The organism is Streptomyces sp. NPDC052101 (assembly GCF_040680235.1).
In the GTDB taxonomy this organism is placed as follows: domain Bacteria; phylum Actinomycetota; class Actinomycetes; order Streptomycetales; family Streptomycetaceae; genus Streptomyces.
The window spans coordinates 728894-749138 of sequence record NZ_JBFAWH010000001.1 but is presented as its reverse complement, the minus strand read 5'-3'; the positions used below and the strand labels follow the sequence as shown (position 1 = coordinate 749138).

General features: G+C 72.3%; 23 protein-coding genes. 9 read left to right on the top strand and 14 right to left on the bottom strand.

Annotated elements, in window-relative coordinates; all coding sequences use genetic code 11:
* The first annotated feature begins 172 nt into the window (after positions 1-172).
* A complete protein-coding gene (locus AB0L75_RS03250; protein ID WP_365174593.1) occupies positions 173-1309 on the top strand; it encodes an acyl-CoA dehydrogenase in 1137 nt (378 codons plus the stop codon).
* A complete protein-coding gene (locus tag AB0L75_RS03245) occupies positions 1306-1704 on the top strand; it encodes a RidA family protein (RefSeq protein WP_365174591.1) in 399 nt (132 codons plus the stop codon). The genes AB0L75_RS03250 and AB0L75_RS03245 overlap by 4 nt, the downstream gene beginning before the upstream one ends.
* A 14-nt stretch (positions 1705-1718) precedes the next feature.
* On the opposite strand, the gene AB0L75_RS03240 is transcribed toward AB0L75_RS03245, so the two are convergent.
* Positions 1719-1913: a DUF5999 family protein gene (locus tag AB0L75_RS03240; RefSeq protein ID WP_365174588.1), complete on the bottom strand. Its 195-nt coding sequence runs from the start codon at positions 1911-1913 to the stop codon at positions 1719-1721.
* A gap of 235 nt (positions 1914-2148) precedes the next feature.
* Here AB0L75_RS03240 and AB0L75_RS03235 point away from each other — a divergent pair, with 235 nt between their 5' ends.
* Entirely contained in the window at positions 2149-2574 is a 426-nt protein-coding gene (locus AB0L75_RS03235) for a DUF6299 family protein (RefSeq protein WP_365174585.1), read from the top strand.
* Between the two features lie 63 nt (positions 2575-2637).
* On the opposite strand, the gene AB0L75_RS03230 is transcribed toward AB0L75_RS03235, so the two are convergent.
* From AB0L75_RS03230 to AB0L75_RS03220, 3 genes are all read right to left on the bottom strand, one after another.
* Positions 2638-2841: an acyl-CoA carboxylase epsilon subunit gene (locus AB0L75_RS03230; protein ID WP_365174583.1), complete on the bottom strand. Its 204-nt coding sequence runs from the start codon at positions 2839-2841 to the stop codon at positions 2638-2640.
* A gap of 42 nt (positions 2842-2883) precedes the next feature.
* The gene (locus AB0L75_RS03225) at positions 2884-4428 is read right to left on the bottom strand and encodes an acyl-CoA carboxylase subunit beta (RefSeq protein WP_365174581.1); all 1545 of its coding nucleotides are present in this window, start codon (positions 4426-4428) and stop codon (positions 2884-2886) included.
* Positions 4429-4558: 130 nt separating this feature from the next.
* Positions 4559-5344, bottom strand: coding sequence for an AfsR/SARP family transcriptional regulator (locus AB0L75_RS03220; protein WP_365174579.1), 786 nt, complete (start codon positions 5342-5344; stop codon positions 4559-4561).
* A gap of 440 nt (positions 5345-5784) precedes the next feature.
* On the opposite strand from AB0L75_RS03220, the gene AB0L75_RS03215 reads away from it, so the two are divergent.
* The 6 genes from AB0L75_RS03215 to fabI all read left to right on the top strand — a co-directional run bounded on the left by AB0L75_RS03215 (position 5785) and on the right by fabI (position 11010).
* Positions 5785-6792, top strand: coding sequence for a DUF2156 domain-containing protein (locus AB0L75_RS03215; RefSeq protein ID WP_365174576.1), 1008 nt, complete (start codon positions 5785-5787; stop codon positions 6790-6792).
* A 28-nt stretch (positions 6793-6820) separates the two neighbouring features.
* Positions 6821-6970 carry a hypothetical protein gene (locus AB0L75_RS03210; RefSeq protein ID WP_365174573.1) on the top strand — a complete coding sequence of 50 codons (150 nt, stop codon included), beginning with the start codon at positions 6821-6823 and terminating at the stop codon, positions 6968-6970.
* A gap of 270 nt (positions 6971-7240) precedes the next feature.
* Positions 7241-8359 (top strand): acyl-CoA desaturase, encoded by a 1119-nt coding sequence (locus AB0L75_RS03205; RefSeq protein WP_365174570.1) that lies wholly within the window; start codon positions 7241-7243, stop codon positions 8357-8359.
* Positions 8360-8520: 161 nt separating this feature from the next.
* Positions 8521-9888: an MFS transporter gene (locus tag AB0L75_RS03200; RefSeq protein WP_365174567.1), complete on the top strand. Its 1368-nt coding sequence runs from the start codon at positions 8521-8523 to the stop codon at positions 9886-9888.
* Between the two features lie 28 nt (positions 9889-9916).
* A complete protein-coding gene (gene fdxA, locus AB0L75_RS03195; RefSeq protein ID WP_365174564.1) occupies positions 9917-10246 on the top strand; it encodes a ferredoxin in 330 nt (109 codons plus the stop codon).
* The gene (fabI, locus tag AB0L75_RS03190; RefSeq protein ID WP_365174561.1) at positions 10243-11010 is read left to right on the top strand and encodes an enoyl-ACP reductase FabI; all 768 of its coding nucleotides are present in this window, start codon (positions 10243-10245) and stop codon (positions 11008-11010) included. The genes fdxA and fabI overlap by 4 nt, the downstream gene beginning before the upstream one ends.
* Positions 11011-11064: 54 nt before the next feature.
* Here fabI and serS read toward each other — a convergent pair whose 3' ends face one another.
* The 10 genes from serS to AB0L75_RS03140 all read right to left on the bottom strand — a co-directional run bounded on the left by serS (position 11065) and on the right by AB0L75_RS03140 (position 20221).
* Positions 11065-12342, bottom strand: coding sequence for a serine--tRNA ligase (serS, locus tag AB0L75_RS03185; protein WP_365174558.1), 1278 nt, complete (start codon positions 12340-12342; stop codon positions 11065-11067).
* On the bottom strand, positions 12335-13804 hold the full coding sequence (locus AB0L75_RS03180; protein ID WP_365174555.1) for an APC family permease: 1470 nt from the start codon (positions 13802-13804) through the stop codon (positions 12335-12337). The genes serS and AB0L75_RS03180 overlap by 8 nt, the downstream gene beginning before the upstream one ends.
* An 80-nt stretch (positions 13805-13884) precedes the next feature.
* Positions 13885-15105, bottom strand: a complete 1221-nt coding sequence (locus AB0L75_RS03175; protein WP_365174552.1) for a beta-ketoacyl-[acyl-carrier-protein] synthase family protein — start codon at positions 15103-15105, stop codon at positions 13885-13887.
* Positions 15105-15335, bottom strand: a complete 231-nt coding sequence (locus tag AB0L75_RS03170) for a phosphopantetheine-binding protein (RefSeq protein WP_365174549.1) — start codon at positions 15333-15335, stop codon at positions 15105-15107. Before AB0L75_RS03170 ends, AB0L75_RS03175 begins: the two co-directional genes overlap by 1 nt.
* 21 nt (positions 15336-15356) lie before the next feature.
* On the bottom strand, positions 15357-16364 hold the full coding sequence (locus AB0L75_RS03165; RefSeq protein WP_365174546.1) for a beta-ketoacyl-ACP synthase III: 1008 nt from the start codon (positions 16362-16364) through the stop codon (positions 15357-15359).
* Positions 16361-17350: a VlmB-like protein gene (locus AB0L75_RS03160; protein WP_365174543.1), complete on the bottom strand. Its 990-nt coding sequence runs from the start codon at positions 17348-17350 to the stop codon at positions 16361-16363. The genes AB0L75_RS03165 and AB0L75_RS03160 overlap by 4 nt, the downstream gene beginning before the upstream one ends.
* Positions 17347-17892: a flavin reductase family protein gene (locus AB0L75_RS03155; protein ID WP_365174540.1), complete on the bottom strand. Its 546-nt coding sequence runs from the start codon at positions 17890-17892 to the stop codon at positions 17347-17349. Before AB0L75_RS03155 ends, AB0L75_RS03160 begins: the two co-directional genes overlap by 4 nt.
* The gene (locus AB0L75_RS03150; RefSeq protein WP_365174537.1) at positions 17889-18419 is read right to left on the bottom strand and encodes a hypothetical protein; all 531 of its coding nucleotides are present in this window, start codon (positions 18417-18419) and stop codon (positions 17889-17891) included. The genes AB0L75_RS03155 and AB0L75_RS03150 overlap by 4 nt, the downstream gene beginning before the upstream one ends.
* A gap of 21 nt (positions 18420-18440) precedes the next feature.
* On the bottom strand, positions 18441-18923 hold the full coding sequence (locus AB0L75_RS03145; protein ID WP_365174534.1) for an SRPBCC family protein: 483 nt from the start codon (positions 18921-18923) through the stop codon (positions 18441-18443).
* Positions 18924-18925: 2 nt separating this feature from the next.
* A complete protein-coding gene (locus tag AB0L75_RS03140; RefSeq protein WP_365174531.1) occupies positions 18926-20221 on the bottom strand; it encodes an aspartate aminotransferase family protein in 1296 nt (431 codons plus the stop codon).
* Between the last annotated feature and the right edge of the window lie 24 nt (positions 20222-20245).

The window sequence follows — 20245 nt, the reverse complement described above, 5'->3', positions numbered from 1 at the left end:
CGCGGATCGAGCGTATCGTGTTGGTGACGGCAGTCAAGCTTGCGCGATAGCGTCGGAAGGGTGATGAGGGGGCGGGACCGCGGCCCCCCGGACAGCGACGGGGGCGGGTCCGCGGCCCCCGGGACGGCGACGGGAAGGGCCGTGGTGGCCCCTCCCGGAGGGAGGACCGGCAGTGCCCGCATTCTCGCTCGAACCGGAGCAGACCGCTTGGTGCGCCGAGCTGCGCACACTGGCCGCCGAGCGGTTGCGACCGCTCGCCGACAAGGGGGAACCAGGCCACGTCAACAGGCCGCTCCTCGCCGAACTCGGCCGACTCGGCCTGCTGGAGCGGCTGTTCACCTCCGGTGCGCTCGACCTGTGCCTGATGCGCGAGTCCCTCGCCCAGGCCTGCACCGAGGCCGAGACCGCCCTCGCCCTGCAGGGCCTCGGCGCCCATCCGGTGCACGCCCACGGCACCCCCGCCCAGAAGGAACGCTGGCTGCCCCGGGTCGCCGAGGGCAGCGCGGTCGCCGCCTTCGCGCTGAGCGAGCCGGGGGCCGGTTCGGACGCGGCCGCGCTGTCCCTCGCGGCCGAGCCCGACGGCACAGGCGGCTGGCGGCTCACCGGCGCCAAGCGCTGGATCTCCAACGCCCCCGAGGCCGACTTCTACACCGTCTTCGCCCGCACCACCCCCGGCGCCGGAGCCCGCGGCGTGACCGCCTTCCTCGTCCCCGCCGACCGGCCCGGACTCACCGGCAGCCCACTGGAGATGCTCTCGCCGCACCCCATCGGCGCCCTCGACCTCGACGCCGTACCGGTCACCGCCGACGATGTGCTCGGCGCGAGCGACCGCGGCTTCGCCGTCGCCATGGGCACCCTCAACCTGTTCCGCCCCAGTGTCGGCGCCTTCGCGGTCGGCATGGCCCAGGCCGCGCTGGAGGCCACCCTCGGACACACCGCCCGGCGCGAGGCGTTCGGCGGCCGGCTGCGGGACCTGCAGGCCGTCTCCCACCAGGTCGCCGAGATGGCCCTGCGCACGGAGGCGGCCCGGCTGATGGTGTACGCGGCGGCGACGGCGTACGACGAAGGGGCCGCCGATGTGCCGGGGCGCGCGGCGATGGCCAAGCTGCTCGCCACCGAGACCGCGCAGTACGTCGTCGACGCCGCCGTCCAGCTGCACGGCGCCTGCGCCCTGCGCCGCGGCCACCTCCTCGAACACCTCTACCGAGAGGTGCGGGCCCCGCGCATCTACGAGGGCGCGAGCGAGGTCCAGCGCGGCATCATCGCCAAGGAGTTGTACGCCCACGCCCGCGACCAGGAGGCCCCGTGACGACCGAGCGCGTCAACCCGCCCGAGCTGTCCCCGCCCACGGGCTTCTCGCACGCCGTCGTCGCCACCGGCTCCCGCGTGGCCTTCCTCGCCGGGCAGACCGCGCTCGACGCCGACGGCAAGATCGTCGGCGACACGCTCCCCGAGCAGTTCGAGCGGGCCCTCGGCAACCTCCTCGCGGCCCTGCGCGCGGCCGGCGGCACCCCCGCCGACCTCGCCCGCGTCACCGTCTACGCCACGGACGTCGCCGCCTACCGCGCCCACGCCGGGCAACTCGGCCGCATCTGGCGGGACCTGGCGGGCCGGGACTATCCGGCCATGGCGGTCGTGGAGGTCGTACGGCTGTGGGACCGGCAGGCGCTGGTGGAGCTGGACGGGTTCGCGGTGCTGCCCTAGGCCCCGCCGTCCGCTCAGGCCGCCACCGCGAGCCGGTCCGCCGGGAGGCGGCACGGCGGGACCACGCTGCCGTCCGGGTGCAGTTCGCCGGTGTCGTCGAAGACGATCGAGCCGTCGCACAGCAAGGTCCAGCCCTGCTCGGGGTGGGCGGCCACCGGGTGCCGCGGGGCGGGGCCGGACGCGGGGCACGAGGACTGGTGGGAACACATGGCGCACCTCCACATCGGGATGTGAGGGGCCGGCGGGTGCGGCCGCCGCCCGTCATGCATAGACCATGCTCCCGCCGTGAACGCACCGGAACCGCGCGCCGTGAAGCGTGACAACACCCGGACAACTCCCGGACGCTTCCATGACGCGCCACCGAAGGAGTGACGATCACGCCTTGCGGCCCGGCCGCCCGGTACCAGTGGAAGCCCTCAGCACACCCACTCCGGGAGGTACTCCATGCCAGCACGCCACGCCCTCGCCGCGGCCCTCGGTGCCGCCGCCCTGCTCTGCGCCGCCGTCGCCCCGGCCGCCGCCGACTCGACCGAGACCGTGACCATCGACAAGACCGGCCATGTCACCAAGGACGGCACCGTCACGCTCAGCGGCACCTACCGCTGCACCGGGGCCGGCGACATCGTCTTCGTCAGCTCCACCGTCAGCCAGGGCGACCGCACCGCGGTGTACGGCATCGGCGGCACCACCGCCCGGTGCGACGGCGCCGAGCACCGATGGGAGAACACCAGCAAGATCTCGCCGAACACGCTCAAGTCCGGCAAGGCCCATGTGCAGGCGACGGTCACGGAACTGCGCTCCGGCGGCCTGCTGTTGCTGCCGGACTTCCACGCCATCGAGGACCAGGACATCACGCTCGACGAGGCGTGAGGGGCGGATCCGCGCCGAGCGGCCGGCCGCGGGGAGCGCGGGCCGCTCGGGGAGCACCGGTCCTCAGGAGCGCTGCCAGCTGTGCGGCGGGTGAAAGGCGTGCGGACGCCACGAGGTGGTGCCGGGGGAGGCCGGCTCGGCGCCGGCCCCGGCGAGCGCGCCCCGGCTGAGCAGCAGTACCGCGAGGGCGGCCAGCTCCTCCTCGGTGGCCTCGCCCTTCTCGACCCGGATGGGGGGAGTGAGGGGGGTGGTGGGGGACACGGACATGGGGGCCTCCGTTACCGACGGGATGGTCACTGAGGGGATGGGTCACTGAGGGGGGTTGCCGTGCTTGCGGGCCGGGCGCTCGGCGTGCTTGGTGCGCAGCATCGCCAGTGCCCCGATGAGGACGGCACGGGTGTCGGCCGGATCGATCACGTCGTCGACCAGGCCGCGTTCGGCCGCGTAGTACGGGTGCATCAGCTCGGCCCGGTACTCCTTGACCAGCTCCGCCCGCACCGCCTCGGGATCCTCGGCCTCGGCGATCTGCCGGCGGAAGATGACGTTCGCGGCGCCCTCCGCGCCCATCACCGCGATCTCGTTCGTCGGCCAGGCATAGGTGAGGTCGGCGCCGATCGACTGGGAGTCCATGACGATGTACGCGCCGCCATAGGCCTTGCGGAGGATGAGGCTGATGCGCGGCACGGTCGCGTCGCAGTACGCGTAGAGCAGCTTGGCGCCGTGCCGGATGATCCCGCCGTGCTCCTGGCCGACGCCGGGCAGGAAGCCGGGCACGTCGAGCAGGGTGACGATCGGGATGCTGAACGCGTCGCACAGCTGCACGAACCGGGCCGCCTTCTCGGACGCCTCGATGTCCAGCACGCCCGCGAGGGTCTGCGGCTGGTTGGCGACGATCCCGACGACATGGCCGTCGAGGCGGGCCAGTGCGCAGATGATGTTGCGTGCCCAGCGCTGATGGACCTCCAGGTAGTCGCCGTCGTCGACGATCTCCTCGATCACCCGGGTCATGTCGTAGGGCCGGTTGCCGTCGACCGGCACCAGGTCCGCGAGCGCGGCGCAGCGGCGGTCGGCCGGGTCGTCGCAGGGCACTGCGGGCGGGTTCTCGCGGTTGTTGCGGGGGAGCAGGGACAGCAGATACCGGACCTCCTCCAGGCAGGTCTCCTCGTCGTCGTAGGCGAAGTGGCAGACGCCGGAGGTCTCGGCGTGGACGTCGGCGCCGCCGAGCCCGTTCTGGCTGATCTCCTCGCCGGTCACCGCCTTGACCACGTCAGGGCCGGTGATGAACATCTGCGAGGTCTCGCGGACCATGAAGACGAAGTCCGTCAGGGCCGGTGAGTACGCGGCGCCGCCCGCGCACGGGCCGAGCATCACGCTGATCTGCGGGATGACGCCGGACGCCTTGGTGTTGCGCTGGAAGATGCCGCCGTAGCCGGCGAGCGCGGAGACGCCCTCCTGGATACGGGCGCCCGCGCCGTCGTTCAGCGACACCAGGGGCGCGCCGGCCGCGATGGCCATGTCCATGATCTTGTGGATCTTGGTGGCGTGGGCCTCGCCCAGCGCGCCGCCGAAGATCCGGAAGTCATGGGCGTAGACGAAGACCGTACGGCCCTCGACCGTGCCCCAGCCGGTGACCACACCATCGGTGTACGGCCTCTTCGCCTCCAGCCCGAACCCGGTCGCCCGGTGCCGGCGCAGCGGCTCGACCTCGTGGAACGAGCCCTCGTCGAGGAGCAGGGCGATCCGCTCGCGCACGGTGAGCTTGCCCTTGGCCTTCTGGGCGGCGGTCGCCCGCTCTCCCGGGCCGGCGAGCACGCGTTCGCGCAGTCCGGCCAATTCCGCGACCTGGGACTTCATGTCTCCCTGCCTCTACGTGAGGTGACGTGACGTCGGTTCTCGATGGGGCGGACCGGTACCTGACCGATCGTGCCAACCCGGGCTGACCGTGTGCTGACGGGTCGCTTGTGTGCGTCAACGCCCGCCCGGGTCAGGCGGGTTGCAACAGGCGGTCGCCGGTGAGGGCGGGGTCGTGGGAGAGGATCGCGCTCTCGACCCGGCGCAGGGCGGGGGAGGGGGCGATGCCGAGTTCGTCGTCGAGCCGGCGCCGCATCCGGCGGAAGACGTCGAGGGCGTCGGCCTGCCGTCCCGCGCCGTACAGGGCGATCATCAGCTGCTCGCAGAACCGCTCCCGTAACGGATGGTTGGTGTGCGCCTCGGCCAGCTCGGCGAGCACGGCGGCGTGCCGGCCGAGCCGCAGCTCGGCGTCGAAGCGCAGCTCCATCGCCCGCATCCGGTACTCCTCGTAGCGGGCGCCCGCCAGCTCGCACAGGGTCCCGCCGGGAAAACCGCCGAAGACCGGCCCGCGCCACAGCGCCAGCGCGTCCCCGAGCAGCCGGGCGGTGTGCCCGGCGTCGTCCGGCCCGGCGGCCTCGGCCAGCCGCACCGCACGGGTGAACTCGGCCGCGTCCAGCTCGCCTTCGCCGAGCCCGAGCCGGTAGCCGGCCGGATGCATCGTCACCCGCGACACCGGCCGGTCCGGCTCCAGCACCCGGAGTCTGCGGCGCAGCCGGCTGATGTGCGCCTGCAGGGCGTTGGCCTGGTTGTCGGGTACGGCCTCGCCCCACATCTCCTCGGCCAGGCTCTCCCCGGATACCGGTCGGCCCTCGCTGATCAGCAGCGTCTGCACCAGGATGCGCTGCAGATCACCGGGCACGTCCGCCGGGCCCGTGTCAGTGCGTATCTGCAGCGGGCCGAGAACGGAGAACCTCAGCATGGCTTTCCCCCTTGATGACAATTCCTCGACGGTGTTTCCGGGGTGGTGCTGCGGTGGAAGACGGGATACCCGAACACGCCACGCCCCGGCGGGCCTCGAATCCTTCTCCAGCGGCCCGCCGGGGCGTTCGCTCCGCCGGGACGGGGGGCGGCCGGCGGTTCCTGGGAAACCGGTGCTACGCCGTTGTCGGCGGAGCACCGGCTGAGGGTGAGTCTGTTTCCGTGCGGCCGAAACACTGAATTCGCGTTCACCCGCACACGGAAATCGTGGCCCGGCTCCGGTTCACCGTGCCGTTCACAGGGACCACATTGACAGTGCCTGCTGACGGAATGCTGACACGCGTCTGACGCAGGTAATGAATTCCCGACGGCCCTTTTCCCGGGCAACCTCCCGGTGTTGTACTCCCCTCGACGGAAAACGCTCCCGAAAGGGGTACCGGAATGACCGCGATCACCACCGAAACCGGAACGGACAACCGGATTCTCGATGCGATACGCAGGCACACCGACAGCGAGAACCCGAGTTCCTTCCTGGCGCTCAACAGCGGAAACAGTGTCTTCACCGTCCCGGGCGCCGACGGTGTCGTCGTCCACCGCCGTACCGGCCGCTGGGCCGTGCAGTTCGGCGGGCCCTTCGCCGCCGCGGCGGACTACGACACCCTCCTCGACGCGTTCCGGCGCCACGCCCACGACGAGGGTCTGCGTGTCGTCGGCGTCCAGCTCCAGCGCGCCGACGCCGAGCGCTATGCCGAGCGCGGCTTCACGGTCAACCAGGTCGGCGCCTCCTGGGCCGTGAGCCTCGCCGAGTTCACGCTGCGCGGCACCCGGTTCATGCAGCTGCGCAACAAGATCTCCCGCGCCCTGCGCAACGGCCTGCTGATCCAGGAGGTGGACGCGGCCGACGTGGGCGAGGCCATCGCCGCCATCGACTCGGCCTGGCTGGGCTCCAAGGGCGGCGCCCAGCAACTGGAGTTCCTCGTCGGCCAGATCGGCGGCGCGGCCCAGGCCCACCGCCGGCTCTTCGTCGGCACCATCGACGGCACCCCGGTCGCCTACATCTCGTACTCGCCGGTCCACGGCGCCCGCGCCGGCTGGATGCACGACCTCAGCCGCCGTGTCCCCGAGGGCTCCCCGGGGCTGATGGAGGCCATCAACGCGCACGCCATCGAGGTGTTCCGGGCCGAGGGAGTCGACTGGCTGCACTTCGGCTTCACGCCGTTCACCGGACTGGACGCGAGCCACGAACTCGACGGCCACAGCCCCGCGTTCCAGTGGCTGATGCACGCCCTGTGGGCCGAGGGCGCGGCGCTGTACCCGGCGCAGACCCAGCTGTCGTACAAGCAGAAATGGGCGCCCGACCTGCTCATCCCCGAGTACGTGGCCTTCGACGGACCGCAGGCCTCCCTGCCCGGGTTCGCCCACATCTTCCGTGCCTGCAACGCCTTCTGACCCGCCCTCACCACAAGGAGCCGACGACATGAGCCAGTCCACCGAGGAACTCCAGCACGCCATGGTCGAGCAGCTGATGGCCGTCATCGGGGCCCCCGACGACGAGACGGTCGCCGAGGCCGCCGACTCCGTCGTCCGGACCCTGGACGAGCGGATGCGCGCCGAGGCGGCCGCCTGAACGCGGCACCTGGCTGGATCAGACCGGCATCAGTGCCACATCAGTGCCGCACGGAACGCTGGACGTACGTTCGCCCGGCGGTCCGGGCCCGGGAGCACCGCACTGCGCTCCCGTCGCCCGGGGCCGCCGGGCGGACCCGGACAGGACCTGTCCCGCTGTCCCGCGACGGTGACCGCACGCGGGACCTGAAGTCGACTCGCGGCGCCCGCAGCTCCGCCCGGCAGCGGCGCCGCCGCCCCATCCGGGCACTTCTCCCAAGGAGAGCAACGCATGCAGCGTCCGCACACACAGACGGCCGGGGACATCCGGACGGCCGGGGCCCCGGCCTCCGAGGCCGTCCCGCGCCCCGGCGCCTCGGCGACCTTCGCCGAACTGCTCAAACGCGTCAAGGCCGAGGGCCTGCTCGATCTGGACCCGCGCTACTACGTGGGCAAGCTCGCCCTCAACACCACCCTGCTGCTGCTCGGGTTCGCCGCCTTCTTCGAGCTGGGCGACACCTGGTGGCAGCTCGTCACGGCCCTGTGGATGGGCCTGTGCGGCGGCCAGTCGGCGTTCATGTGGCACGACGCCGGCCACAAGGCGATGTTCCGCAGCAAGAAGGCCGCCTCCGCGGTCGGCTATGTGCACGCCAACCTGGTCAACGGGGTCAGCTACGGCTGGTGGGTCAACCACCACAACCGGCACCACTCCAACCCCAACCACCTGGACATGGACCCGGACATCGGCCGGCGCACCGCCATCTTCGACATCAAGCAGTACCCGACCCGCAAGGGCACCCAGAAGCTCGTCGTGCGCTACCAGAGCGTGCTGTTCTTCGTGCTGCTGGTGCTCGAAGGCTTCAAGATGCTGAAGACGGCGGTCCTGTCGATCGCCCAGGGCAAGACCAAGCGGCCCGTGCTGGAGACGTCCCTGATCCTGCTGCGCGCCGCCGTCTACCTCACCTGCGTCTTCACCGTCCTGTCCCCGGCGCTCGCGGTCGCGTTCATCGTCGTCCAGCACGCCTCCCTCGGCGTCTACTTCGGCATGATCTTCGCCCCGAACCACAAGGGCATGCAGATACGCGACGGCGAGGAGGAGACCCTGGACTGGCTGGAGCGCCAGGTCCTCACCTCCCGCAACATCCGGCCCAGCCTGCTGACCGACTTCCTCTACGGCGGCCTCAACTACCAGGTGGAACACCACCTGTTTCCGGCCATGCCGCAGAAGAGCCTGCCACGCGCCCGCGAACTGACCCGGGCCTACTGCGCCGAACGCGGAGTGCCGTACCACGAGGTCGGGTTCTGGGCCTCCTACCGCGAGGTCGCCTCCTATCTGCACGAGGTCAGCGCCCCCGTCCGCCGCGGCGACGTGGAGGAGGAGCTGCGGCGCCGGGCCCTGGAATCGGTCTGACCCCCACTCCCCATATCCACAAGGCGACTTGTCGCCACACCCCACACCCCACACCTCACACTCCACACCCCGGCCCCCGGGCCGCACACGCCCGGGTCCGCCGGTGGCCCGGGCGGTTCACTGGCCAGGGGCGGCGCGGGAATCCGTAAGGAGCCAGCTCCATGTCCCAGACCACCGCGGCGGCGGGCGGTCTCACCGCTCCCGCCCCGATCGGCGCCCGCCTGGACCGGATGCCGATCACCCCGCTGCACCGCAGACTCACCGCGGTCATCGGTGTCGGCCTGTTCTTCGACACCTTCGAGAACAACCTGTCCGGCACCATCGGCAAGGTGCTGCAGAGCGACTTCGGCTTCGGCGCGACCTCGCTCAAGCTCGTCCTGGCCGCCGCGTTCCTCGGCCAGTTCACCGGCTCCCTGACGCTCGGCCGGATCGCCGACCGGTTCGGCCGGCGCCGGGCCTTCCTGGTCAATCTGGCCGTCTACTCGGTCTGTTCCCTGCTCGGCGCCCTCTCGCCGAACGCCGCCTGGCTGATCGTGACCCGCTTTCTCGCCGGTGTCGGCATCGGCGCCGAACAGGCCCTGTCCGACTGCTACCTGGCCGATGTGCTGCCCGCGAGCCGCCGTGGCCGGTTCATCGCCTGGGCCTACACCCTCGCCTTCTGCGGGGTGCCCGCGGTCGGCTTCGCCGCGCTCTGGCTGGTGCCGCTGACCCCGCTCGGCGTGGCCGGCTGGCGGTGGCTGTTCGTGCTCGGGGCGCTCGGCTCGGCCATCGTGTGGTTCCTGCGCCGGGGACTGATCGAGTCCCCGCGCTGGCTGGCGGCGACCGGCCGCACCGCGGAGGCGGAGCGGCTGGTCGCCCGGCTGGAGGCCGAGGCGGCCGGCCGCGGCCTGCCGCTGACGGAGCCGGCGCCGCGGCCCGCGGCTCCCGTGGAGCGCGCCCGCCTGCGGGACATCCTCCGGCCCGGCCTGCTCCGCCGCACCCTCGTCCTCTGGCTGTTCTGCGTGCTCTCGGTCGTCGGCTACTACGGCTTCGGCACCCTCGCCCCGCAGATCGTCGCCGCCAAGGGCTACGGCATCGTCGCCGGCCTCGGCTTCACCGCCCTGTCCTTCCTCGGCTACCCGGTGGGCTCCGCGCTCGCCCTGCCGGTCGTGGACCGGATCGAGCGGCGCACCCTGATCGCCCTCTCGGCGGCCGCGATGGTCGCGGCGGGACTCGGCTTCGCCTGGGCGGGCTCCGCCGCCGCCATCGTGACCTGCGGCTTCGCCTACACCCTCAGCAGCAACCTCTTCTCCAGCGTCTCCCACGTGTACCTCTCCGAGCAGTACCCCACCGCGATCCGGGCCACCGCCTCCGGCGCCGCCTACTCGCTGTCCAAACTCAGCGCCGCCGCCCTGCCGTTCGTCCTGCTGCCGGTCCTGGACGCGCACGGTGCCGGTGCCCTGTTCGCCGTCATCGCCGCCGCCATGGCCGTGCTCGCGCTCACCGTGCTGACCCTGGGCGAGCGCACCACCGGCACCCCGCTCGACTGAACCCACCTGCCAACCGAAGGAATTGACCATGGCCTACGTCATCGGACTGCCCTGCGTCGACATCAAGGACCGCTCCTGCATCGACGAATGCCCCGTCGACTGCATCTACGAAGGCCGCCGCGCCCTGTACATCCATCCGGAGGAATGCGTCGACTGCGGGGCCTGTGAACCGGTCTGCCCGGTCGACGCGATCTACTTCGAGGACGACCTGCCCGAGGAGTGGGGCGGCGACCACGCGGCCTCCAACGCGGACTTCTTCGCAGGCCTCGGCTCCCCCGGCGGCGGCACCGCCCTCGGCCCCCAGGACCATGACTCGGCGCTGGTCAGCGCGGTGACGAAGGGGGTGCCGGCGGTATGAGCGGCATCCTCGCCGGCAAGCGGATCCTGGTCACGGGAGTGGTCACGGACGCCTCCATCGCCTTCCATGTGGCCCGGATCGCCCAGGAGGAGGGCGCCGAGGTGCTGCTCACCGGCTTCGGCCGGCTCTCCCTGATCGAACGGTTCGCGAGCAAACTCCCGGGGCCCGCCCCGGTCATCGAGCTGGACGTCACCGACCAGGACCACCTGGACACCCTCGCCGAGCGCATCGGCACCCACACCGACGCCCTCGACGGCGTGGTCCACTCCATCGCCTACGGCCCCCAGGGCGCCTTCTCCTTCCTCGACGGCACCTGGGCCGACGTCTCGACGGCCGTGCAGGTCTCGGCGTACTCCCTGAAGTCCCTCACCACGGCCTGTCTGCCGCTGCTCAAGCGGCGCGGCGGCTCGGTCGTCGGCCTCACCTTCGACGCGAGCGTGGCCTGGCCGCACTACGACTGGATGGGCGTCGCCAAGGCCGCCCTGGAGTCCACCAGCCGCTATCTGGCCCGCGACCTCGGCGCCCACGGCATCCGCTGCAACCTCGTCGCGGCCGGTCCCCTGCGCTCGATGGCCGCCAAGTCCATCCCCGGCTTCGCCGACCTCGCCGACGTGTGGAGCACCGACCGCGCACCGGCCGGCTGGGACCTCACCGACCCCGGCCCGGCCGCCCGCGGGGTCGTCGCCCTGCTGTCGGACTTCTTCCCGCGCACCACGGGCGAGATCGTCCACGTGGACGGCGGGGTGCACATGACCGGCGCGTGAGCGCGCGCACGCGAAAGGGGCGGGAGTCGCACTCCCGCCCCTTTCGCCGTGCCCTCACTCGGTCGCGCCCCCCGGCAGGATCCGCCGGAACCCGGTGTACGGCACCAGCGCCTCCGGCAGCACCACGGAGCCGTCGCCCCGGACGCCCTGCTCCAGCAGCGCGGCCACGGTGCGGCCGACCGGCAGGGCCGAGCCGTTCAGCGTGGCCGCCGGTGTCTTGCGGCCGTCGGCCCGCTTCACCCGGATGTCCGCGCGGCGGGCCTGGAAGGTGCCGCAGTCGGAGACCGAGGAGATCTCCCGGTAGGAGCCGCCGCCGGGCAGCCAGACCTCGATGTCGTACGTCATCCGCGCCGAGAAGCCCATGTCGCCCGCCGGCAGCAGCACGGTACGGAAGGACAGTTCGAGCCGGCGCAGGCACTCCTCGGCATGCCCGACCATCAGCTCCAGCTGCTCCTGCGCCTGCTCCGGCGCGCAGATCCGCACCAGCTCCACCTTCTCGAACTGGTGCAGCCTGAGCACACCGCGGGTGTCCCGGCCGTACGCCCCCGCCTCCGCGCGGAAGCAGGGGGTGCGGGCGGTGAAGGCGTACGGCAGGGTCCGTGCGTCCAGCAGCTCGCCGGCCACCAGGTTGGTCAGCGGCACCTCGGCCGTCGGGATCAGGAACAGCTCCCGCTCGCCCACCTGGGTGCGGAACAGGTCCTCCTCGAACTTGGGGAGCTGCCCGGTGCCGGTCATGGTGTCCCGGCTGACCAGGAACGGCACGGACTGCTCGGTGTAGCCGTGCTCACGGGTGTGCAGGTCGAGGAGGAAGTCGCCGAGGGCCCGCTCCAGCCGGGCCCCGGCACCCCGGGCCACGCTGAACCGGGCGCCGGACAGCCGGGCCGCGGCGGGGGAGTCGAGGATGCCGAGCGCCTCGCCGATCTCGGCGTGGTGGCGGGCGCCCTCCGCCGGGCGCGGGGCCGGGCCGCCGCGCCGTATCTCCAGGGCCTCCTTCTCCGAGTCGCCGTCCGGAACCGAGTCCAGCGGCAGATTCGGGACGGAGAGCATCAGCTCGCACAGCTCGCCGGCCGCCTTCCGGGCGGCGCTCTCCGCCTGCTGCACCTCGGCCCGCAGCGCCCGCGCGGCCTCCTTCTCCGCCTCGGTGGGCGGGCCGGAACGGCGGGCCTTGGCCGTACGGTTCAGCTCGGTGCGCAGCCGGGTGACCTCGGCCTGGGCGGCCGAGCGGGCGTGCAGCGCGGCACCGAGGGCGTCCAGGTCGAGTGCGTGGCGGCGGCGGGCCAGACGCCGTACGGCGTCGGGGCCCGCCTCGATCAGCTCGTGCGGATCATGCATGACGGTCTCCTGTCAGGGCGGGGGACGGCTGCGGTGCGGGCGCGGGGAGGTGCCGGGTGCCGAGCCGGCGGTAGCGCAGCGGGTGCGCGGCGCGCAGCCGGGCGGCGTACGCCAGCCCGCCGAGCGCGACCAGCGGCAGCAGCCAGGGCAGGGCGGCGATCACCTTCGACGGGGAACCGGTGAGCATGTCGAAGTTGCCGACGACCAGCCACACGGAGGCGGCGAGCCCGGCGAAGCCGAGCAGCGGGGCGAGGATCTCCCGCCACCAGTGCCCGCCGCCCCCGCGCAGCCGCAGCCCGAGCACGGACAGCGCGGCCAGCGCCTGCAGGGCGACGATGCCGAGGGTGCCGAGGCCGAGCATGCTGGTGGTGAGATCGGCGTACGGGTCGAGCCCGGCGACGGCGAAGCCGCCCACGACCACCGCGGTCAGCGCACTCTGCGCGAGGCTCGCCCGGTGCGGCGACCGGTGCCGCGGATGCTCGGCGGCCAGAGCGCTCGGCAGCAGCCCGTCCTCGGCGAGGACCTGCGCATACCGGTTGGCGGCGCTGTGCAGCGCCAGCGTCGCCGCGAACAGGCTGGTGCACAGCATCACTTGGAGCCCGGTGCTGCCCGCCTTGCCGAGGAAGTCGTCGCCGAGCACGAAGAACAGATCGCCCATCTCCTTGCCCGCGACCTCCCGCACCCGGCCGCTGCCGATCGCACCGACCGCCAGCCAGCTGGTCAGCGCGTAGAAACCGGCGATCAGGACGACCGCCGCGTAGGTGGCGCGCGGCACGCTGCGCCGCGGGTCCCGGGCCTCCTTGCCGTACAGGGCGGCCGACTCGAAGCCGATGAAGGACACGAACGCGAACATCAGCGAGACCCCGGCACCGGGACCGGCGGCCGTGTGGGGTGAGAACGAGACGGCGGGCAGCGCGTGCACCCCGTGCCGGGCGAGGATCGCCACGTCGAGGGCGGCCAGCACACCGATCTCACCCAGCATCAGCAGGGCGAGCACCCGGGCGCTGAGCGCGATCTCCCGGTACCCGAGCACGGCGGTCAGCACCAGCCCGACGGCCGCACACCACTCCCAGGAGACCGTCAGCCCGTGGGCGGCCAGCACCAGTTGGGTGAAGTAGCCGAGCGCGCCCGCCAGCCCGATGGTCGCGCAGTTGTAGGAGAGCAGGGCGACATAGCCGGCGGCCACGGCAGGCGGCCGCCCGAGCCCGTCGGCGACGGAGGCGTAGAAGCCGCCCGAGCCTCCGGTACGGCGGGCACTGACCGCGTATCCGACCGAGAAGCAGAGCAGCGTGACTCCGGCGAACAGGAACGCCGCCGGTACGCCCGCCCCGTCACCGAAGGCGAACGCGAGCGGCACGGTGCCGACCATCGCGGACAGCGGGGCGGCAGCGGCGACGATCAGGAAGAGGATGTGCCCGGTACCGAGCCGACCGGGTGGGGACGGGGATCCACTGGTGGACATGGGGACTCCAGAGCAGGGGGACGTGAAAGGGAAACAGCCGCCCGCGGAGCTTTCTCGGCGGGCGGCTGCTGCGGACGGCGTCAGGCGGGTGCGATCGCCAGCGCCGTGTTCTGCCCGCCGAATCCCAGCGAATTGCTCAACGCCAGATCGATGGGCATCTCGGTCAGGGTCTGGGCCAGCTTGATCTCGATCCGGGGATCCGGCATGACCAGGCCCGCAATGGGCGGAATCAGTTCGTGCTCCACACTGAGCACGGCGAACGCGGCCTCGACCGCCCCCGCCGCACCCAGCAGATGCCCGGTGACTCCCTTCGTGGACGTGACCAGCGGATCCCCGCGCAGGGTGCGCTGGATCATGCGGGCCTCGGACAGGTCGTTGAGCGGTGTCGACGTGCCGTGGGCGTTCACGTGCTGCACGTCGTCCGGGTCGGCACCCGCGTCCGCGAGCGCCGCCCGCACCGCCGCCTCGATGCCGACGCCGTCCGGATGCGGCGACGTCATGTGGTGCGCGTCGGCCGTCGCGCCGTAGCCGATGATCCGGCCGTGGACATGGGCGCCCCGCGCCCGTGCGTCCGCGACCCGCTCCATCACCAGGATGCCGGCGCCCTCGCCCGCGACGAATCCGTCCCGGTCGGCGTCGAACGGCCGGGACGCGGACGCCGGATCGTCGTGCCGTTTCGACAGCGCGCCCATCTGGGCGAACCCGGCCATGACCAGCGGGGTGACCATGGCCTCGCTGCCGCCCGCGAGGACGATGTCGCAGCGGCCGAGGGCGAGCAGGTCCCGGGCCGTGCCGATGGCGGTCGCGCCGGAGGCGCACGCGGTGGCCACCACCAGGTTCGGTCCGGTCGCCCCGAACTCGATGGCCGTCTGACCGGCCAGCATGTTCGGCAGCTGCATGGGCAGCAGCAGCGGCGACACCCGGTCGGCGCCCTGCTCGCGCAGCACATGGTGCTGGTCCTCGACCGTGCCCGGACCGCCGTCGGCGCAGCCCAGCACCACACCCACCCGCGCGCCGTCCCAGGTCTGCGGGTCCAGGCCCGCGTCGGCCACCGCCTCGTGCGCGGCGACCAGCGCGAACTGCACGAACCGGTCCAGCCGGTGGGCGCGCCGCGCACTCAGCAGGGTCTCGGGATCGAAGCCGGGCACCCGGCAGGAGATCTGTACGGGATTGTCCGCCAGTACCGGATCCAGGGCGGCGGCCGGCCTGCCGTCGCAGACCGCAGCCCAGCTCGGCCCGACCCCGATCCCGCCCGGGGTCACGAGGCCGAGCCCGGTGACGGCGATGTCCATGCCGGCCATCAGACCGTCGCGCTCCGCTCCTCCATGAGCCGGACCATGTCGGCCACGGTCTCGGCCTCCAGGAGGTCGTCGTCACTGATGTCCAGGTCCAGCTCGGACTTCAGCAGCAGCGACAGCTCCACCACGGCCAGCGAGTCCAGCTCGATGTCCTCCCGGGTGGCCTCCAAAGTGATGGCCTCGGGCGACACCTTGAGCTTGTTGGACAGGATTTCCTTCAGCTGCTCCAGCATGTCGGTTCCTTTCGAGGGAGTTCAAATGGTCTGCAACTGGGGCCAGTTGACAGTGGTCGCGCCCCAGGACAGCCCCCCGCCGAACGCGGTGAGCAGCACCCGGTGGCCCGCGGCGAGCCGCCCCTCGGCGGTGGCCTCGGCCAGCAGCAGCGGGATCGAGGCGGCGCCGGTGTTGCCGACGCGCGCGATGTTGCTCAGCTGCCGCTCGGCGGGGATGCCGAGCCGGTCCGAGACGGCGTCCAGGATCCGGGCGTTGGCCTGGTGCGCCGCGAACCTGTCGATGTCGCCGAGGCGCCAGCCGGCCAGCTCGGCGGCCTCGGTGGACGCGGCGGTCATGTGCTCCACCGCGTGCCGGTAGGTGTCCCGCCCGAGCATGCGGAAGTAGTGGTCCTCCGGGGCGGCCGGCCGGTTCGAGGACCGCTGCCGGGAGCCGCCGGCCGGCACCTCGATCAGATGGCTCAGCTCGCCGTCGCTGCCGAGCACCAGCGGGCCGATCGCCCCGGGCTCGTCGGCCCGGCCGGCCCGCAGCACCACCGCGCCCGCGCCGTCCGCGAAGATCACCGCGGTGGTGCGGTCGGCCGGGTCGACGATCGTGGTGAAGGCGTCGGCGGCGATCAGCAGCACGCTGTCCGCGATCCCGGCCGCGATCAGCCCGGCGGCGGACGCGAGGCCGTACAGGAACCCCGAGCACACGGCCGCCACGTCGAAGGCCGGCACCGGTCCGAGCCCCAGCCGCGCGGCCACCTGCGGCGCGGTCGCGGGACAGGGCTGGTCCGGGGTGGTGGTGGCGAGCACCACCGCCCCGACCCGCTCGTCCCCGGCGGACTTCAGCGCCCTGAGGCCCGCCTCCACCGCCAGATCACCGGTGGAGGTGCCCGGCGAGACCACGAACCGCTCGGCGATGCCGGTGCGTGAGCGGATCCAGGCGTCGGAGGTGTCCAGCCGGGCCGCCAGGTCGTCGTTGGTCACCCGGTTGGGCGGGACGTACGACCCGATGCCGGCGAGCACCGCGACCCGCCCGGCGCTCATGCGCCGGCCTCCGAGGCGAGGACCTCGACGGGCAGGCCCATGTAGGCCATGCGGACCTCGGCCATCTCGTCGGTCCACCGCTCCGCCATGTCGTAGCGCTGCTCGGCGGTGGTGTCGAGCAGCCGCACACCCGGCCAGATCTCGTAGTCCCCGATCCGGTCCGCGTGTTCGTGCATGCCCTGCTGGAACAGTTCCTCGCGGTGCAGGACGAACTCCCGGTCCGGGATCTCGTCCCACAGCTTCACGCCCGCACGCAGGATCTCCAGCAGCCGCGGCTTGTACTCCGGGTGCTCTATCACATGGTCGCGCAGGATGGTGCTGGCCACGGTGAGGTGCCGGATCTCGTCGATCGCGGTGCCGCGCGAGATCTCGCCGGTCGCCGGGGACAGCGGGGTCCACTTGCGCTCGCTCAGCTCGGCGGCCGGGGCGAGCACGCCCTCGATGATGATGGCGAACACGGCGACCCCGCCGGGGAAGTCGGCCCGGTCGCGGACGATGTCCAGGGTGAAGTCCACCACCGGGTCCAGGACCCGCTTGCGGTAGTCCCGGGCCATCTGCTCGATGTCCCTGAGCAGCGTCTTCCGCGGCACGCCCAGCTCCACCAGGTGCTCCCGGAACACCCGGGCGTGCCGGGCCTCGTCGAGCAACTGGGTGGCGTAGAACTCCATCTGCGGGATGCCGGGCGCGATCGAGACATAGTGGCCGAGCAGCCGGGTGGCCAGCTCCTCCGCCAGCGCCCGGAAGCCGAACTCCAGCACCAGCGCCTGGCGCAGCGGACCCGGCGCCTTCAGGAAGTCCGGGGTGAGCGCGTTGTCGTGGTGCCCGCTCACCCCGCGGTCGCGCAGGGTGCCCTGGGCGACGGAGGTGATCCAGTAGGCGAGGTCGCACTCCTCGGGGCCGAGGGTGAGTTCCTTCGCGCCGTCCAGCAGGCCGGGCGCCTTGTCCCAGTCGGCCTCGGGGGCTGTTGTCATAACGGGGTCGGTCATGATGCGGCGGCCTCCTTCGCCGGGCGCAGGGAGCCGGCGTACAGCCCGCCGGTGTAACTGAACAGCGGCAGCCCGTCGTCCGCCGTGGCGCGGACGACGTGGCCGAGCAGCAGCTCGCTGTCGCCCGCCGCGTGCGCGGAGTGGAAGCGGCACACGTAGTGGGCGAGCGCGCCCGCGATCAGCGGGGCGTGCGCGTACCGGTCCGCCGTCCAGGCCAGGCCCGCGAACGCGGCGTCGCCGTCCGGCCGGGCGCTGTCCGCGAACCGCCGTGCCACATCGGCCTGTTCGGCGCCGAGGACGTTGATCGCGAACCGGCCCTCGGCGGCCGCGAGCCGGGCGAAGGACGAGCCCGCCCGCAGCACGACCCCGACGAGCAGGGGTGAGCGGGAGACCAGGGTGACCGTGCTGGCGGTCGTCCCGTGCATCCGGTCCTCGGGGCCGGTGGTGAGCACCGACACCGGGGAGGCCAGGTGGTACAGGGCGCGCCGGCGCTCGGCCGGGTCCTGCCGGACCGGGCGCCGTACATCCGTGGCGGTGGTCATCGCACGGCCTCCGTCTCCCGTACGGCAGGTGAGGACAGATGTCCGACCGGCACCGGGTCCATGGCGTGCCCGACCGGCTTGGGGTGGGGCAGGCCCAGGTCGTCCAGCAGCCTCAAGTAGCCCTCCTGGCGGACCGGTTCGAAGGGCAGCGCGAAGGACTTCATGAAGTTGCCGAACAGGCCGCGGTCGCCGAACAGATGGAAGGGCAGCACCAGCAGCGCCCACTCCGGCTTCACCAGCCAGCACCACAGCGCGGCGACCGCGCCCTGCGTGATCAGGCTGTGCATGACGTTGTAGAGGACGTAGTACGCCTTGGGGATCGGCCGGCCGCCGCTCCTGCGGAACGCGACGGCGCCGGGGATGTAGCCGATCAGGTCGATGTAGAGGAACAGTCCGAGCGCCGGCAGCCAGCGGATGTCGCCGAAGTGGTAGACGATCAGGCCGGTGGTGACGGCGAGGCCCACCAGGTACTCGGCGCGGTGCAGCGAGTAGGTGCGCGGGGTCTCGAAGGGGTTCGCCTGGTCCATGGTCAGCTCCTCGCGCGGGTCCTAGGCGCCGACCGCGGCGGGCTGGGTGAGTTCGATGCCGCCCTGGATGCGCACGGCCGGGTACAGGCCGGTCAGCGCCCAGGCGACGGTCTCCTTGATGACCCGCTCGGCGATCGGGTCGAGGATGCCCTCCAGGCTCGGGATGCCGAAGTCGAAGTCGGCGTCGAAGCGGACGGTGACATCGCCACCGGACTGCTGGATCGACCAGGTCCCGCGGAAGGAGTCGAAGTCGCCGTCGGACTGCTCGAAGCGGATCTCGCCGCTGTCCGGCAGCACCGTGTCGTCCTCGGTCCAGCGCAGCAGGCCGCTGCGGAAGTGCAGCTCCCAGCTGGAGGAGGCCTTCGGGTCGGGGTAGGAGGCGTGCACGGTGGTCGCGTTGACGTGGGGCGCGAGGTCCGGGTACTTCTCCCAGCGCCGTACGGCGTGCAGGACCGTTTCGGCCTGCTCCGCGGGTATCAGGGCATCGAGTTCGACGTGCCGCACGATCAGTTACCGCCTTCCGGCATCTTGGCCGCGCCCTTGATCAGGTCGCGGGTGGCCAGGTCGAAGGAGTCGACGAGGAAGTCCACGTCGGTGTCGTCCAGCACGGCGGGCGGCGTGAACCGCACCACCGAGCTGCCGTTCATGGAGTGGTTGGCGACCACACCGTGGTTGAACAGCTCGATCAGCAGCTCGCCGGCGAGGCCCGCCTCGACCAGCTCCACACCGATGAGCAGGCCCCGGCCGCGCACGTCCACGACCAGCTCGGGGATGTTGCGCCGGGCGACCTCCGCGATCCGCGGCAGCAGCCGGGCGCCGAGGTCCATGGCCCGGGTGACCAGGCGCTCCTCCTTGACGGCCCGGATCGCGCCCTGCACCGCGGCCATCAGCACCGGCTGCCCGGAGAAGGTGGCGGTGTGGACGTAGGGGTCCTTGTCGAAGGGGCGGAACGCCTTGCGGGTGGCGACGGCCGCCGACACCGGCAGCACGCCGCCGCCGAGCGCCTTGCCGGTGAGCAGCACATCCGGGACGACGCCCTCGATGTCGGCGCCCCACCACTCGCCGAGCCGCCCGAACCCGGACTGCACCTCGTCGAGGATCAGGAACCCGTCGTACTCACGGACCAGTTCCTCGACCCGCTTGAGGTAGCCCTTCGGCGGGACGATGACCCCGCCCTCGCCCTGCACCGGTTCGAGGATCACGCACACCTCGCCCGGGTGGGCGCGGAGTTCGGCCTCCAGTGCGTCGGCGTCGCCGTACGGCAGGTGCTGGAAGTCGGGGACGAGCGGGCGGAACGGCGCCTGGTAGACGTCCTTGGCGGTCGCCGACAGGGCACCCATCGTCTTGCCGTGATAGCCGCCGCGCATCGAGATCGTCCGCTTGCGTCCGCCCGCGCGCGCCAGTTTGAGCCCGGTCTCCACGGCCTCCGCGCCGGACAGCGCGAAGTGCACCCGGTCCAGGCCGGACGGCAGCACGGAGACCAGGGCCTCGGCGGCGCGGGCCACCGTCGGCTCCAGCAGGATGCGGGTCGCGGTGGGGTGGGTGCGCAGCTGGCGCTCCACCTCCTCCATGACGATCGGGTGCCGGGCGCCCATGATGAACACGCCGTAGCCGCCGGCGTTCAGGAAGCGCTCACCGTCGCTCGTGGTGAGCCAGGCGCCCTCGGACGCCACCTCCATATGACTGCCGAACAACTCGGCGAGCGTGGCCCGGCCCTTGCTGAGGTGGGCCCGGTAGAGATTGAGGATCTCCGCCTCGTCGTCGACGGCCGAGGCCGCCGGTGATTCCTGCATAACGGTCACGTGTCGCTCACTCCAAAGAGATGG